Source organism: Tardiphaga sp. 709, from assembly GCF_032401055.1.
GTDB lineage: Bacteria > Pseudomonadota > Alphaproteobacteria > Rhizobiales > Xanthobacteraceae > Tardiphaga.
Genome location: NZ_CP135529.1, coordinates 1492843 through 1508115, shown reverse-complemented (window position 1 = coordinate 1508115; position 15273 = coordinate 1492843). Strand labels below are relative to the sequence as shown.

Here is a 15273-nt window from a genome sequence, read left to right as displayed (position 1 = left end):
GCGAGTGTGAGGGCGTCCGGTTGTGCTGACAAGACGGGAAAAGTGCTGCGGTGCGGTGAGACAGATGCCGGGAGGTCGTTCAGCCGACGTTGTGCGTCGTCCTACGCTGTTTTGCAAAATAACGCGCCGGCGGCTCGCCGAAGGCGCGACGAAACATTGCGATGAAGTTGCTGGACGTGGCATAGCCGAGCGCTTCGGCCACATCTGCGACGGGTTCATTAGCGGCCAGCCGTTCCAGCGCTAGCGTGAGACGCGCCTGCTGCCGCCACTGCGTGAAGCCCATGCCGGTCTCCGTCATGAAGATGCGACGTGCCGTTCGTTCCGACAGGCCAGCCCATTCGCCAAGCTCATGCAGCGTGCGCGCGTCATGCGGCCGCCGGATCAGCGCATTGGCGATACGCAAGGCGCGGGTATCCGTCGGCATCGGCAGATGCAGCGGCTCCTGCGGCGCACCGCGGATTTCGTCGAGCAGCACGGCCACGACGCGCGTCTGCGCCGGCGTGAGCCGATCCGCATTCGTCCAACCCGCAGCGCGCCTGACGAGCGCGCACAGCAGATCGCTGACGCCCATGACGCAGGGCTGCGACGGCAATGTCCGGCTCGCGGCCGGCGTCAGGAGCACGCCCCATCCGCTCAGTACACCGCTCAGGGTCACCTTGTGATGGAGCCCGGGCGGCAGCCAGCCGATGCGCTGCGGCGGCAGTAGCCACGAGCCCTGTTTCGTGTGCAGGCGGATCAATCCGCTTTCGATACAGAACAACTGGCCGCGGCGGTGATGATGCCAGTCGAGTTCGCGGGTGCCGAGCCGAAATGCATCACCGGGCTCATCGCTGCCCCAGATAGCGATTGCGGATGGTCCGTCGAGGCGCTCGGTGAGCGAGGTCATGACACCATGCCTTTTCAGAACCGCTCCAGCCTGGCCGGTTCTCATTATTTTGCGTCCGAATGTCGTTAACGGGTTTGAGCGACCGGGTCTATCTCCGCATGCAGATCAACGAACAGTCAGGAGACGACGATGAGCCTCGATAACGGTGCCTTTCTCATTCACGATGTTGCGGCGTTCCCGATCGTGTGGGTCCGGCATGATGAGATCCAGCCGGGAAGTGCGGCGCAGTGGGAGGTCGAGATGGACGATCTCATCGGCCGCAAGCAGCCTTTCGTCGTGATCATGGGCAGTCATCATCACCATGAGGAGGCGCATGAAGATCGCAAAGCGAGGGGGCTTTGGCTCAAGCGCAACAAAGCGACGCTCGCGCTGCTTTGCCGTGCCATTATTGCCGTTGAGCCGAATGCCGTCACACGCGTCCTCGTGGAAGCCCAGTCCGCACTTGTGACGAAGGCGTTCGGCATCAACTCCGCGGTTGTTGCGTCCGAGGACGAGGCCATGAGGGTTGCGCGCGAGCGGTTACAGGCAGCGCGTTGATCAAAAAACAAAGCGAGGCCTCCCGCATGGGAAAGCCTCGCTGCCAGTCGAATTATTTTGCGGCTCTTACCCCCGCTGCGCCTTGTCCTTTTCGTTCTGCGCCTTGATGCTGTCGCGTGCCTGGATCCATTCGGCATCGGACCAGTCGCGCAGCTGATAGAAGTTGCCGCCCATGGCGAGCGCCTGTGCGCCGTCCATGGCGATGGTTTCGCCTGATATCCAGTCGCAGCCGCCGGAGATCAGGAACACCGCGAGGTTCTGCAACTCTTCCATCTTGCCGACGCGGCCCATCGGGTTCTGCGCGCGGGTGCGTGCGCCGGCCTCGTCGCCGGGCTTGATACGCTTGCTCATGCCTTCGGTGGGGATTTCACCGGGCGCGATGGTGTTGAGGCGGATGCCGTAGCGGCCCCATTCGGTGGCCAGCGACATGGTCATGGCATGGATCGCCGATTTGCTCATGGCGGAGGGCACCACATAGGGGCTGCCGTTGCGCACCCAGGTCACCGTGATCGAGACCACATTGCCCGGCACCTTGTCGGCGATCCAGCGCCGGCCGACCGCGTGAGTCATGTAGAACGTGCCGTGCATCACCGTGTTGGCGACCGCGTCGAAGCCGCGCGCCGACAGGTCCTGTGTCCGCGAGATGAAATTTCCGGCGGCATTGTTGATCAGGTCGGTGAGGGGCCCGTCGGCCCAGATGCCTTCGATCATCGCATCGACCGCCGCGGCATCGCGGATGTCGACGCCGTGGCTGGTGACCTTGCCGCCAAATTCCGCCATCAGCTCGGTTGCAGTCTCGTCGCATACAGCCTTGCGGCGACCGCAAATATGCACTTCGGCGCCGAGCTCGAGAAATTTCGCCGCCATCGACTTGCCAAGGCCAGTGCCGCCGCCTGTGACGAGGATTTTCCGGCCTGCGAGAAGCTGCTGATTGAACATGGGAGCCACCTGATTTAAGAGGATGCGGACGGATTAATTAGTTGATTGACTAAATCCCGACAACGCTTTCCTGTAAAGCGACGATAAGAACAAGTCTAGGAAGGAAACCTCCCATGGAAGACCGCATCTCTGTGTCCATGACGGACGGCGTTGCCGATGTTCGGCTGGTCCGCGCGGACAAGATGAATGCGCTGGATGCGGCGATGTTCGCGGCATTGGTCGATACCGCCGAGCGCCTGAGCCGTGAGAAGGGCCTACGCGCGGTGGTGCTGTCGGGCGAGGGTCGGGCGTTTTGCGCCGGTCTCGACATGGGACGATTCGCCGCGATGAACGATAATGGCGGCGACGGTATCGGCGGCGGTCAGAAGCGCGACCTCGCGCTGCGCACGCACGGTCTTTGCAATCACTCCCAGCAGGCGGTGTGGGGCTGGCGTCAATTGCCGGTCCCGGTCATCGCCGCGGTTCATGGCGTCGCCTTCGGCGGCGGCTTCCAGGTCGCACTCGGTGCCGACATGCGGTTTCTCGCGCCCGACACGCGGATGTCGGTCATGGAAATCAAATGGGGCCTCGTGCCCGACATGGCCGGCACGCCGATCCTCGCCAGCCTCGTGCGTGACGACATCCTGCGCGACCTCACTTACACCGGCCGCATCTTCTCGGCACAGGAAGCACTGAGCTACGGCCTCGCCACGCGCGTCTGCGATGACCCGCGTGCCGCGGCACTCGAGACGGCGCGCGAGATCGCCGGCAAGAGCCCCGACGCGATCCGTGCCGCCAAGCGCATGCTCAACAATCTGACGGTCGATCCCGGCCCGGCGCTGCTCGCCGAATCCGTCGAGCAGATGAGGCTGATGGGCGGGCCGAACCAGACCGAAGCCGTGCGCGCGAATATCGAGAAGCGCGCGCCGAGATTTGTGGATTGAAAAACTCCGTCCCCATCCCGAGAGTCTGACCGAAAATGCGGTTCGCAGAGTCAGCCACACAGTACATCGTCATGCCCGGCGAATGCCGGGTATCCACGTCTTGGCCAAGTTCTAAGACGTGGATGGCCGGGACAAGCCCGGCCATGACGGAGCTTTGAATTGCTTCGTCGCAAGAGCTCCTCGCAATGACGGCGTTGAAGTCTCGCTAAAACAAAAAACAACAAAAATCCGGAAACGTATCCATGTCGACAAATTCCCTGTTTCAAGGTGTCATCTCAGGCGATCGCCGTCGCGACTTTGCCGAACTGACCGAACGCGCGAGCCGCATCGCCGGCGGGTTGTCGCGGCTCGGCGTCAAGCAGGGCGACAGCGTCAGCATCCTGATGCGCAACGACATCGCGTTTCTCGAAGCGGCCTATGCGGTGGCGCAGCTCGGCGCCTACGGCGTGCCGGTGAACTGGCACTTCAAGCCGGAGGAGATCACCTATGTGATCAAGGATTCCGGCAGCAACATCCTGATCGCCCATGCCGATATGCTGCATCAGTTGCGCGAGGCGATCCCGAAAGGCATTGTGTCGCTGAGCGTGCCGACGCCGCCGGAGATCTTCGCCAATTACAAGGTCGATCCCGCGCGTCTCGGTACGCCGGGCGGCGCCATCGATCTGGAGAGCTGGCTGACCGAACAGGCGCCCTATGACGGCCCCGCGCTGCCGCAGCCGCACAACATGATCTACACATCGGGCACGACAGGCCATCCGAAGGGCGTGCGCCGTTTCGCGCCGACACCGGAGCAGGCGGCCTCCGCCGATCAGATGCGTGCACGCGTCTATGGTCTCAAGCCTGGCGCACGCGCCTTGCTGCCCGGACCGCTCTATCACTCGGCCCCCAATGCCTTCGCGCTACGCGCCGGTCGCCTCGGCGGCGCGCTGGTGCTGATGCCGCGCTTCGATCCCGAAGAATTCCTGCGCGTGGTACAGGACGAGAAGATCGACACCATCTTCATGGTGCCGACCATGTTCATCCGCCTGATGAAGCTGCCGGAGGATATCCGTAAGAAATACGACATGTCGTCGCTACGCCACATCATCCACGCCGCCGCGCCGTGCCCGGCCGACGTCAAGACAGCGATGATCGATTGGTGGGGCCCGGTGATCTACGAATTCTACGGCTCCACCGAATCCGGCGCGGTGACCTTCGCCAATTCCGAAGATGCGCTGAAGAAGCCCGGCACCGTCGGCAAGATCGCGCCCGGCGCGGAATTGCGTTTCCTCGGCGATGATGGCGAGATCCTGCCGCAAGGCGAGATCGGCGAAATCTATTCGCGCATCGCAGGCAATCCGGATTTCACCTATCACAACAAGCCGGAAAAGCGCGCCGAGATTGACCGCGACGGCTTCATCACCTCAGGCGATGTCGGCTATCTCGATGCCGACGGCTATGTCTTCATCTGCGATCGCAAGCGCGACATGGTGATCTCCGGCGGCGTCAATATCTATCCCGCAGAAATCGAATCCGCGCTACATGCGCTTCCCGGCGTGCATGACTGCGCCGTGTTCGGCATTCCCGACGAGGAATTCGGCGAGTCCCTCATGGCGGTGATCGAGCCGCAGCCGGGCGTCGTGCTCGATCTTGCGACGGTGCGCGCGGACCTCAAGAAGGCGCTGGCAGACTACAAGGTGCCGAAGCAGATGGAGATCCAGAGCAATCTACCGCGCGAAGACTCCGGCAAGATCTTCAAGCGCCGGCTGCGCGATCCCTATTGGGCCAAGGCTGGGCGGACGATCTAGGAGGTCGATGATGCGCGTGGCAATGATTGGAAACAAACTTGCCGCGCAGATCGCGGCGGTCGCTCTCTTGATGATGGCGTTTGCTAGCCCTGCAGTTGCCGTCGATCTTGAGCCTAAGCAGATCCTCGCCCCAAGCGGGAAGCTGCGTGTCGGACTCTATCCGGGAACACCGACGTCTATTCTCGTATCGCAAACCGAAGGCCCGCGTGGTGTCGGCTACGATCTTGGCAAGGAGCTCGCGCGGCAATTGGGCGTGCCTTATGAACCGGTGGTGTTCTCCAGGAATGCCGAGGTTCTCGAAGCGGTGAAGACAGGCGCCGTCGATGCCGCCTTCACCAATGCGTCGGCCGTGCGTGCGAACGACATGGATTTCGGCCCGTCTTATCTGGAAAGCGACCTCGGCTATCTCGTCGCGAAGGATTCCAAGGTTGCGGGGGCTGATGATGTCGATGTCAAAGGCGTCCATGTCGGCGTCACCGCCGGAAGTTCATCCGATGCGGTGCTGTCGCGCGATTTGAAGAATGCCGAGGTTGTTCGCGTGCCGGCCATCAGGCTTGCGCCCGGCCTGCTAATGGCCGGCAGCATCGATGTGTTTGCCACCAACAAGGCGACGCTGTTCGAACTCGCAGAACAGGCCCCGGGGGCGAAGGTGCTGGACGGTCGCTGGGGCGTCGAGCGGCATGCCATCGCGATCCCCAGGGGGCGCGATGAGGGGATGGCATTTGTCCGCAAATTCACCGAGGATGTGAAGGCGCAGGGACTGGTCGATGCGGCCATCGCACGGTCCGGGCTGCGCGCTGCGACCACGGCCAAGTAGCACATCAAGTAGCAACGACACGAGATTGTTGCGCAATATTACAAGAGGGACGACGATCCATGCCTGCGCCTATGAAATTGGCCATCGCCACGGCGGCTGCGCTGCTGTCCTTCACCAGCCCGTCGCTGCACGCCCAGACGTTTCCGAGCAAGCAGGTGACGATCCTTGTGCCCTACGCGGCTGGCGGTGCGGTCGATGTGCTGGCGCGGACCTTCGCCCAGTCGCTGTCAAAGACCTGGGGCCAGCAGCCGGTGGTGGACAACCGTCCGGGTGCCGGCGGCATCATCGCCTCGCAGGCGCTCGCGAAGTCGCCGCCCGATGGCTACACGCTGATCCTTGTCGCATCGGGCCATCCGCTCAATCAGTTTTTCTATCCGAAGCTGCCCTACGACACGTTCAAGGATTTCACCGCGATCAGCGAAGTCGCCTATTCGCCGCTGGCCATCGTGGTGTCGAAGGACAATCCGGCAAAGAACCTGCAGGAATTGCTGGCGCAGGCGAAAGCCAAGCCGGACTCGCTGTCCTACGGCATGTCGGGCAATGGCACCTCGGCGCATCTCGCCGGCGAATTGCTGAACCATATGGCCGGCACCAAGATCGTCTCGATCCCCTACAAGGGCGGTGCGCCGGCGCTCACCGCGGTGATTGCCGGCGACATTCCCATGAGCATCAATCCGCTGCCCGAGATCGTCGGCCAGCTCGAAGGCGGCGCGGTGCGTGCCGTGGCGGTGACGACGGCGACGCGCTCTGCGGCACTGCCCAATGTACCGACGGTCGCCGAATCCGGCGTCGCCGGCTATGATACGGCAGTGTGGTGGGGCTTTCTCGGACCTGCCGGCATGCCGGCCGATGTCGTGGCGAAGATCCATGCGGATCTGGTGACGGCGCTGAAGGATCCGGTGGTGCTGGCGGCGCTGAAGAAGATCGATGCCACGCCGGTCGGTTCCTCGCCCGCAGACTTCGACAAGTTCATGCATGCCGAAGCGGACAAATGGGGGCCGGTGCTGAAGGCGGCAAACATCAAGGTCCAGTAAGAAGCATGACTGAACGTTCGAACCAGTGGCACGTCGGCCTGATCGGCTATGGCGAAGTTGGGCGCATTCTCGCCGAAGACCTGCGCAAGCAGGATATGTCAGTCAGCGCCTATGATCTCAAACTCGACGGCGCAGATGCCGGGCCGTTGCGCGATCATGCCGAGACCCATGGCGTCACGCTCGCATCCTCGCATGCCGATCTCGCCTCACGCGCCGACTTCATCGTCTGTGCGGTGACCGCGAGCCAGACCGTGCCGGCGGCGCAGGCTTGCGTGCCGGGTCTGAAGCCGCAGGCGTGGTTTCTCGATTTCAACTCGGCATCGCCCGGCGCCAAGCAGCGTGCGGCTGCACTGATCGACGGTGGCGGTGGCCGCTATGTCGAGGGCGCGGTCATGACCTCGATCCCGCCATACCGCATCAAGGTGCCGCTGCTGCTCGGCGGCGCCGGCGCGCGTGATCTCGCGCCGCTGCTCAATGCCATCGGCTTCGATGCGCAAGTCGCCAGCGACAAGCTCGGCGTCGCCTCGGCCACCAAGATGTGCCGCAGCATCATGATCAAGGGCCTCGAGGCCATGGTGATCGAGAGCTTCACCACCGCACGCGCCTATGGCGTCGAGGACGCCGTGATCGCGTCGCTGGTCGAGACGTTTCCATCCATCGACTGGGAGAAGCAGGGCGCCTATTTCTTCCAGCGTGTCATCGAGCACGGCCGCCGCCGCAGCGAGGAAGTCCGCGAGGTCGCCGAGACCGTACGTGAGATCGGGCTCACGCCATGGTCGGCGGAGGGGACGGCCGAGCGGCAGGGCTGGGTCGCCGATCTTGCCGATGACGGGCTATTCGGCACCCAGGGCGAGGCGGGTTTTGCGCGCAGCGCGGACTGGCGCACCGAGGCGGATCGCATTCTGGCGAAGGTGAAGCCGAAGGGGTGAGTTCCGTAAACGCGGTTGTCGTCCCCGCGAAGGCGGGGACCCATACACACCGAGGCTATAGTTGCAGCGGGATCGCCGCGGCTCCGCCGTCTATGTTTCTTTGTCGGAGGTTATGGGTCCCCGCCTTCGCGGGGACGACAACTGAGGGGCCGGTCGATCGTCACGCCCACACAACTTCGTCTTGCGTCGCAGCATGACTTGCGACCAAATGGGGCGCCGGCAACTTCCTGGAGCGTCCTTGTGTCCCTGACCCTGTCCACCGAAGAACCCGCATCCCAGCGCGGTGACGATCCTGCTCACCAGGAGGCCGACGCCCGGCTGCGCGAGGACATCCGGCTGCTTGGCCGCATCCTTGGCGATACCGTTCGGGATCAGGAAGGCGAGGCGGTATTCGCCCTCGTCGAAAACATCCGGCAGACCTCGGTCCGTTTTCACCGCGACGAGGACAAGCTGGCGCGCCGTGAGCTCGAAGCCATTCTCGACGGCATGTCGATCGCCGAGACCGTGCGCATCGTTCGCGCCTACAGCTACTTTTCGCATCTCGCCAATATCGCCGAGGACCAGAACAACATCCGCCGGATGCGGGCGCAGCGCGCGAATGCGGCTAACGCATCGGGCACGCTGGCCCATGCGGTGAAGCGCGCGCGCGAGGCCGGCATCGACGCGGCGCTGCTCAGCAAGTTTTTCGGACAGGCGCTGATCTCGCCGGTGCTGACCGCACATCCCACGGAAGTGCGCCGTAAGAGCACCATCGACCGCGAAATGGAAATCGCGGCATTGCTGGATCGGCGCGAGCGCATGCAGCTCACTGCCGAGGAGATTGAGGCGTCCGAGGAACAATTGCGCCGCGCCGTTGTGACGCTGTGGCAGACCAATCTGCTGCGCCGGAGCAAGCTGACGGTGCTCGACGAGGTCGCCAACGGATTGTCGTTCTACGATTATACGTTTTTGCGTGAAGTGCCGCGGCTGCATTGCGCGCTGGAGGACAGCCTGCGCGCGCAGGGCGGCGCTGCCGAACTCGGCTCATTCCTGCGCATGGGCAGCTGGATCGGCGGCGACCGCGACGGCAATCCGTTCGTCACGGCAGATGTGATGCGCGGCACCATGATGCTGCAGAGCAGGCGCGCCTTCAGCTTCTATCTCGACGAACTCCACACGCTGGGCGCGGAACTGTCGATGGCGGCGCATCTCGCCGATGTCTCCGATGAACTGCGCGCATTGGCCGAACGCTCTCCCGATCCATCGCCGCATCGCGCTGGTGAGCCCTATCGTCTGGCGATCTCCGGCGTCTATGCCCGCATGGCGGCGACGGCCCATGCGCTCGAATTGCCGAACCGCCGTGCGGCGGTGGGCGATGCGCCGGCTTACGCATCGGCGGCGGAGTTCAAGGCCGATCTCGACGTGCTCGATCGTTCGCTGATCGCTGATAATTCCGCTGTCATCGCCCGCGGCCGGCTGCGTCAACTCCGCCGCGCGGTGGATTGTTTCGGCTTCTATCTCGCCAGCCTCGACATCCGGCAGAATTCCGCGGTGCATGAGCGCACCGTCGCCGAACTGATCGACGCGGCGATGCCCGGCACGTCCTATCTCGCGCTCGGCGAGGAAGCGCGCATCGCGCTGCTGACGAATGAATTGAAGAACGCGCGGCCGCTCGGTTCGCTGTTCGTCAAATACAGCGATGAGACGCTAGGCGAACTCGCACTGTTCCGTATGGCGGCGCAGGTTCATGTTAAATTCGGCGCAGCCGCGATTCCCCAATGCATCATCTCCATGTGCAAGGGCGTCTCCGACATGCTCGAAGTCGCGGTGCTGCTGAAGGAAGTCGGGCTGGTGGATTGCTCCGGCCGCAGCGCCATCAATATCGTGCCGCTGTTTGAAACCATCGAGGATTTGCAGGCCTCTGCAGCCATCATGGACCGCATGTTCTCGCTGCACGACTATCGCAAGCTGGTCGACAGCCGCGGCGCGGTGCAGGAAGTCATGCTCGGCTATTCCGACAGCAACAAGGATGGCGGCTTCGTCACGTCCGGCTGGGAGCTGTACAAGGCCGAGATCGAGCTTATCGAAGTGTTCGAGCGGCATCACATCCGGCTCAGGTTGTTCCATGGCCGCGGCGGCTCTGTGGGCCGCGGCGGTGGCCCGAGCCACGATGCGATTCTGGCGCAGCCCGGCGGCGCGGTGGACGGCCAGATCCGCATCACCGAGCAGGGCGAGATCATCTCCAGCAAATATTCCAACGCCGAGGTCGGTCGCAACAATCTGGAGATCCTCGCGGCTGCAACGCTGGAAGCCAGCCTGCTGGCGCCGAAGCACAGCGCCCCGCGCCGCGAATATCTCGAAGCCATGGAGGAGATTTCCGAACTGGCCTTCAAGGCCTATCGCGGCCTCGTCTATGAGACCGAAGGCTTCGTCGATTACTTCTGGGAATCCACCGTCATCAACGAGATCTCGACGCTGAATATCGGCAGCCGCCCGGCCTCGCGCAAGAAGACCCGTGCCATCGAGGATTTGCGCGCGATCCCGTGGGTGTTCTCCTGGGCGCAGTGCCGCCTGATGCTGCCCGGCTGGTATGGTTTCGGTAGCGCCATCGAGGCATGGCTCGCCAATCATCCCGACAAGGGCATGGCCTTCCTGCAGGAGATGCACCGCGAATGGCCGTTCTTCCGCACGCTGTTGTCCAACATGGACATGGTGCTGGCCAAGAGCTCCATCGCCATCGCCTCGCGCTATGCCGAGCTTGTCGCCGACCAGAAGCTGCGCGAGACCATCTTCGGCCGCATCCGCGGCGAGTGGCATCTGTGCATCGAGACGCTGCTGGATATCATGGAGCAGGAGCGCCTGCTGCAAAACAACCCGCTGCTCGACCGCTCGATCCGCAATCGCTTTCCGTATCTCGATCCGCTCAACCATGTGCAGGTCGAGTTGCTCAAGGAGCATCGCGCGAACAATCCGGACGAGCAGGTGCTGCGCGGGATTCAGCTGACGATCAATGGCATCTCGGCGGGACTGCGGAATAGCGGGTAGTTCTTTCCCTCCCTCCAGCACAGCGAAGCTGTGCGCAGTGGGGAGGGTGGCCGGCCGTAAGGCCGGACGGGTGGGGCGACACAAGCGCTGTCGCCCGTGGTACCCCCACCCGTCTCGAACGCTGCGCGTTCGATCCACCCTCCCCGCAAGGGGGAGGGATAAGGAAGCGCCCCTCAACAAAAATGCGCGCCCTGCGTTTCCACATAGACCGCATAGAGTGACTGGCTCGCCGTCATGAACAGCCGGTTGCGCTTCTTGCCGCCGAAACACACGTTCGCGCAGGTTTCCGGCAGCTTGATCTGGCCGATCCGCTGGCCGTCCGGCGCGAAGATCTGCACTCCGTCATAGCCGTCACCGACCCAGCCAGCGCCGACCCAGATATTGCCTTCGGTATCGACGCGCAGTCCGTCAGGGAAGCCGGACTTGCCATCCAGCGTCATGTCGATCAGCGGCTTCGCATTGCTGAGCTTGCCGCCGTCCACGTCGTATTGCCACACCACGTTCTTGGCATTGGGATAATGCGTGATGCCGGTGTCGCAGACATAGAGCTTCTTGTAGTCCGGGCTGAACGCCAAACCGTTCGGCTTGAACGGATCGTCCGCGACCTTGGCGATCTGGCCGTTCGTGGGGTCGATGCGATACACCGCTTCCTTCTGGTGCGGCTGCGTGACGCCCGGCGCCGCGCGTTGCCCTTCATAGAGATTGATGGCGCCGTAGCCGGGATCGGTGAACCAGATCGCCTTGTCGATCGGATTGACCACCATGTCGTTCGGCCCGTTCAGCGGCTTGCCGTTTGCCTGTTCAGCAAGCGTCGTCACGCTGCCATTGTGCTCGAAGCGGACGAGGCGCGTGCGCTGCGCGGAGAGCTGGCGGCCCTCGGTGTCGAACGAATTGCCGTTGCTCTCCTCGGATGGATAGCGGAAGCGCTCGGAGATGTGGCCGTCATCGTCGAGATAGCGTAACTGGCGATTGGCGGGGATGTCGCTCCAGATCAGATACTGCCCCTGCGCATTCCACGCCGGTCCCTCCGCCCACAGGCAACCCGTATAGAGCCGCTTGATGACGGTGTTGCCGACTTTCGCCTTGAAGCGATTGGCGTCGATGACGACGATATCGGGATCGGGATAGCGCTGTGGTTCCGCGCCGCGACCAAAGTTGCGCGCGAGTGCATCAGGTGCGATCAGCGTCGTCGCTGCCAGTGCAGCGCCGCCGCTCAGGATTTTTCTGCGACTGAGTGAGTTGGATATTGCGGCGGGTTGAGCTGCGTCGTTCGCGTCGAGCTGAGTTGGCATCATCGTCCTCCCGGCTTTTCTGGTTTGCTCCAGTTATTGCCAGCAGTCTAAATACCGTTGCGACGTCGATGCTACACAATTCGATGCTGCCGCGCGATCATGGCGGTGCACAAGCGCGCATCGCAGCGCAGTGAACGTTTTGATAGTTCCACGAGACTAATGGCCAAATCCCTCATGCTGATGTGTGGTTCCCATGCCGTCGTTTCGCTGTCACATGCGCTTTGCAGCCGCTTCCGTGGCGTTGCTGTTCGTGACGTCATTCTCAGCGCAGGCGGATAATGGATGTCGCCCGCCGATGGATCAGCGGATGATCGCAGGCTGCAGCGATATCATCGATCGTCCTGGCGCAACGGATTCCGAGCGCGACGAAGCGCTTCGCCTTCGTGCCGTCGGGAACTTCGAACTCGGCCATATGGAGGCGTCGCTCGCCGACTTCACGGCTTTCATCTCATTGAAGCCGGACTACGCTTATGCCTATGGGGCACGCGCTTTGGTCTATGACCGTCTGAATGATTTCGATTCGACCATCGCCGATGCCAGCAAGGCGATTGCGCTTGATCCACGCTATGCCTTCGCCTATGCCACGCGCGCGAGCGCCTATGAATCCAAGGGTGACGTTACCCATGCGCGCGCGGATTACGACGAAGCCATTCGTCTCAAACCGGACATGCCGCACTACTATCGCGGGCGCGGATTGCTGCGCAAAGGCTTGTCCGATGTCGACGGTGCCATCGCGGATTTCTCGGCAGCGATTCGCCTCGATCCCGGAGACTTCCTGGCGCTGGGATTTCGCGGCGGCGCCTATTTCATGAAGAAGGAATTCGACAAGGCCATGGCCGACTTCAACGCGGCGGTACAGCTCAAGCCCGGAGATAGATTTCTTCATCTCAGCCGCGCCGAACTCCGGCTGGATCGCGGCGATAATGACGGCGCGATTGCGGATCTCGGCCAGGCCATTGCGGCCAATCCGAACGACCCGCATTCCTACGTCGATCGCGGCATCGCTTTCTCGCGCAAGGGCGATTTTGCCAGCGCGATCCCGGACTATGACGCTGCGCTGAAGCTGAGGCCGAATGATCCGACCATCCGCAACCGGCGCGCCCACGCTCATTTCATCACCGGGCATTTCGCAGAAGCCGGAGCGGACTTCGGCGATGTGGTGGCAAAGACGCCGGAATACGATCTGGCCAAGCTGCTGCGCTATATCGCGCGGGCACGCAGCGGCGACTACGACATGGGCGAGTTGAAGCGCAATACCGATACGCTCGATCGCGAGGGCTGGCCATGGCCGATGGTGGCGGTCTATCTCGGCCAGATGACCCGCGACGAGATGCTCGCCAAAATGAAGGACATGCGGCTCGCCGACGACTTCGGGGCTTGCGGCGTGTCGTTCTATCTTGGCCAGTATCTGATGGTGAAGCGCAAGCCGCAGGAGGCGCTGCCCTATCTGAAACAGGCCGCCGAGATGTGCCGGGGCGATGGCGAATTCGAGCGCGACGCGGCGCGGAATGAACTCAAACGGCAGCAGGCGTCGAACTGACAAACAAAAAGGGGCAGCGCCAGCGCTGCCCCTTTTTGATCGTTATGCGAGCGCGCTCAAACCTCGTGCTTGTCTGACACGAAGATAGCGATGAGCGTGATCACCGCGGCGGCCAGCACGTAATAGCCGATGTAAGCGAGACCGTAATTTGCCTGCAGCCAGGTGGCGATATAAGGCGCCAGCGAGGCGCCGAAGATGCTCGCGAGGTTGAACGTCATCGACGCGCCGGTGTAACGCACCGTGGTCGGGAACGGTGCCGCGAGTGCGGCGCCGATCAGGCCGTAATTGATGCCGAAGATCGCCAGACCGATCAGCGCGAAGGCATAGATGCCCGCCACGCCGCCTGACAGCAGCGGTGCCAGGAAGAACGAGAACACGATCACCATCAGGCAATTGGCGATCAGCAGCGTGCGGCGACCGATCCTGTCGGCAAGCAGGCCGGCCAGGATGTTAGTGGTGCCGAAGGCGACGGCGCCGGCGATCTGCACCTTGAGCGCGTCGAGCAGCGACATCTTCGCGATACCGACATTGTAGGACAGCAGATAGGCCGTGCAGACATAGAAGAACACGAAGGTCATCAGACCGACCAGCGTGCCGAGCACGAGGCTGCGCTTGTGCTTGCGCAGCAGCTCCATGCTGGGAACAGCAACGCGCTCGGCCTTCTCGATGGCCTTCTGGAATTCCGGCGTCTCGGTGATCGACAGGCGCACCCACAATCCGATGGCGATCAACACGATGGAGGCGAGGAACGGCACGCGCCACGCCCAGCTCAGGAACGTTTCCGGCGAGACGAAGTGCAACAGGATGAAGAACGTGCCGGACGACAGGAACAGGCCGAGCGGCGCGCCGAGTTGCGGGAACATGGCGTACCAGTTGCGCTTGCCTTCCGGCGCGTTCTCGGTGGCGAGCAGCACCGCGCCGCCCCATTCACCACCGAGGCCGAAGCCCTGGCCGAAACGGCACAGCACCAGCAGAAGCGGCGCTGCAAGGCCGATCTGCGCATGCGTCGGCAGCAAACCGATCAGGACGGTGGAGATGCCCATGGTCAGCAATGCTGCGACCAGCGTGGTCTTGCGGCCGACGCGATCGCCGAAATGGCCGAACACGACGGCGCCGAACGGACGCGCAAAGAACGCGATCGAGAACACCGCGAAGGACGCGAGCAGCGCCGCGGTGTCATTGCCGGCCGGGAAGAACAGTTTTGGAAACACCAGCACCGCGGCGGTGGCATAAACGTAGAAGTCGAAGAATTCGATGGTGGTGCCGATCAGGCTCGCCAGCAGAACGCGGGCGGGGGAATTCAGCGGCTTGGAATGCGGCATGGCCGCGGAGGGCATCGCGCCCGCGTGATCTGTCATGATGTTCGTCCAGCAAATGCGGTTTCGTCCGCAGATGCGTGACGTCAAACCCGTTGTTTACGGGTGCATAGCCGGTCTTGGGCGGCGTTTGAATTCTTTATGACGAAATTAGCGCGATATCAGGTCAGATAAGACCGATATGCATGGCTATTTGAGCAATATTGTTTCGTTTTAAATTCAGGGGCGTGAAGATGGTCGCTGTGTCGG

12 protein-coding genes are annotated in these 15273 nt (G+C 62.7%); 8 read left to right on the top strand and 4 right to left on the bottom strand.

Annotation, left to right across the window (positions count from 1 at the left end):
- Positions 1-79 precede the first annotated feature (79 nt).
- On the bottom strand, positions 80-886 hold the full coding sequence (locus RSO67_RS07735) for a helix-turn-helix transcriptional regulator (protein WP_315843015.1): 807 nt from the start codon (positions 884-886) through the stop codon (positions 80-82).
- A gap of 129 nt (positions 887-1015) precedes the next feature.
- Between RSO67_RS07735 and RSO67_RS07730 the strand changes: the two genes are divergently transcribed.
- The gene (locus RSO67_RS07730) at positions 1016-1423 is read left to right on the top strand and encodes a hypothetical protein (protein WP_315843014.1); all 408 of its coding nucleotides are present in this window, start codon (positions 1016-1018) and stop codon (positions 1421-1423) included.
- A gap of 66 nt (positions 1424-1489) precedes the next feature.
- Here the strand turns inward: RSO67_RS07730 and RSO67_RS07725 are convergent, their stop codons facing one another.
- Positions 1490-2362 carry an SDR family oxidoreductase gene (locus tag RSO67_RS07725; RefSeq protein WP_315843013.1) on the bottom strand — a complete coding sequence of 291 codons (873 nt, stop codon included), beginning with the start codon at positions 2360-2362 and terminating at the stop codon, positions 1490-1492.
- 113 nt (positions 2363-2475) lie between these two features.
- Here RSO67_RS07725 and RSO67_RS07720 point away from each other — a divergent pair, with 113 nt between their 5' ends.
- From RSO67_RS07720 to ppc, 6 genes are all read left to right on the top strand, one after another.
- On the top strand, positions 2476-3285 hold the full coding sequence (locus tag RSO67_RS07720) for a crotonase/enoyl-CoA hydratase family protein (protein ID WP_315843012.1): 810 nt from the start codon (positions 2476-2478) through the stop codon (positions 3283-3285).
- Positions 3286-3527: 242 nt separating this feature from the next.
- The gene (locus RSO67_RS07715) at positions 3528-5072 is read left to right on the top strand and encodes an acyl-CoA synthetase (RefSeq protein WP_315843011.1); all 1545 of its coding nucleotides are present in this window, start codon (positions 3528-3530) and stop codon (positions 5070-5072) included.
- Positions 5073-5094: 22 nt separating this feature from the next.
- Positions 5095-5889, top strand: coding sequence for a transporter substrate-binding domain-containing protein (locus tag RSO67_RS07710; RefSeq protein ID WP_315843010.1), 795 nt, complete (start codon positions 5095-5097; stop codon positions 5887-5889).
- 59 nt (positions 5890-5948) lie between these two features.
- A complete protein-coding gene (locus RSO67_RS07705; protein WP_410001819.1) occupies positions 5949-6923 on the top strand; it encodes a tripartite tricarboxylate transporter substrate binding protein in 975 nt (324 codons plus the stop codon).
- A gap of 5 nt (positions 6924-6928) precedes the next feature.
- Entirely contained in the window at positions 6929-7852 is a 924-nt protein-coding gene (locus RSO67_RS07700; RefSeq protein ID WP_315843009.1) for a DUF1932 domain-containing protein, read from the top strand.
- 246 nt (positions 7853-8098) lie between these two features.
- Positions 8099-10876, top strand: a complete 2778-nt coding sequence (gene ppc, locus RSO67_RS07695) for a phosphoenolpyruvate carboxylase (protein WP_410001874.1) — start codon at positions 8099-8101, stop codon at positions 10874-10876.
- A gap of 173 nt (positions 10877-11049) precedes the next feature.
- Here the strand turns inward: ppc and RSO67_RS07690 are convergent, their stop codons facing one another.
- The gene (locus RSO67_RS07690; protein ID WP_315843008.1) at positions 11050-12171 is read right to left on the bottom strand and encodes an SMP-30/gluconolactonase/LRE family protein; all 1122 of its coding nucleotides are present in this window, start codon (positions 12169-12171) and stop codon (positions 11050-11052) included.
- A gap of 304 nt (positions 12172-12475) precedes the next feature.
- On the opposite strand from RSO67_RS07690, the gene RSO67_RS07685 reads away from it, so the two are divergent.
- A complete protein-coding gene (locus RSO67_RS07685) occupies positions 12476-13708 on the top strand; it encodes a tetratricopeptide repeat protein (RefSeq protein WP_315843007.1) in 1233 nt (410 codons plus the stop codon).
- A 56-nt stretch (positions 13709-13764) separates the two neighbouring features.
- On the opposite strand, the gene RSO67_RS07680 is transcribed toward RSO67_RS07685, so the two are convergent.
- Positions 13765-15066, bottom strand: coding sequence for an MFS transporter (locus tag RSO67_RS07680; RefSeq protein WP_315843006.1), 1302 nt, complete (start codon positions 15064-15066; stop codon positions 13765-13767).
- Positions 15067-15273 lie beyond the last annotated feature (207 nt).

Coding starts and splice junctions, on each gene's coding strand:
- RSO67_RS07735 (WP_315843015.1), bottom strand. CDS start 886: ATGACCTCGCTCACCGAGCGCCTCGACGGACCATCCGCAATCGCTATC.
- RSO67_RS07730 (WP_315843014.1), top strand. CDS start 1,016: ATGAGCCTCGATAACGGTGCCTTTCTCATTCACGATGTTGCGGCGTTC.
- RSO67_RS07725 (WP_315843013.1), bottom strand. CDS start 2,362: ATGTTCAATCAGCAGCTTCTCGCAGGCCGGAAAATCCTCGTCACAGGC.
- RSO67_RS07720 (WP_315843012.1), top strand. CDS start 2,476: ATGGAAGACCGCATCTCTGTGTCCATGACGGACGGCGTTGCCGATGTT.
- RSO67_RS07715 (WP_315843011.1), top strand. CDS start 3,528: ATGTCGACAAATTCCCTGTTTCAAGGTGTCATCTCAGGCGATCGCCGT.
- RSO67_RS07710 (WP_315843010.1), top strand. CDS start 5,095: ATGATTGGAAACAAACTTGCCGCGCAGATCGCGGCGGTCGCTCTCTTG.
- RSO67_RS07705 (WP_410001819.1), top strand. CDS start 5,949: ATGCCTGCGCCTATGAAATTGGCCATCGCCACGGCGGCTGCGCTGCTG.
- RSO67_RS07700 (WP_315843009.1), top strand. CDS start 6,929: ATGACTGAACGTTCGAACCAGTGGCACGTCGGCCTGATCGGCTATGGC.
- RSO67_RS07690 (WP_315843008.1), bottom strand. CDS start 12,171: ATGATGCCAACTCAGCTCGACGCGAACGACGCAGCTCAACCCGCCGCA.
- RSO67_RS07685 (WP_315843007.1), top strand. CDS start 12,476: ATGATCGCAGGCTGCAGCGATATCATCGATCGTCCTGGCGCAACGGAT.
- RSO67_RS07680 (WP_315843006.1), bottom strand. CDS start 15,066: ATGACAGATCACGCGGGCGCGATGCCCTCCGCGGCCATGCCGCATTCC.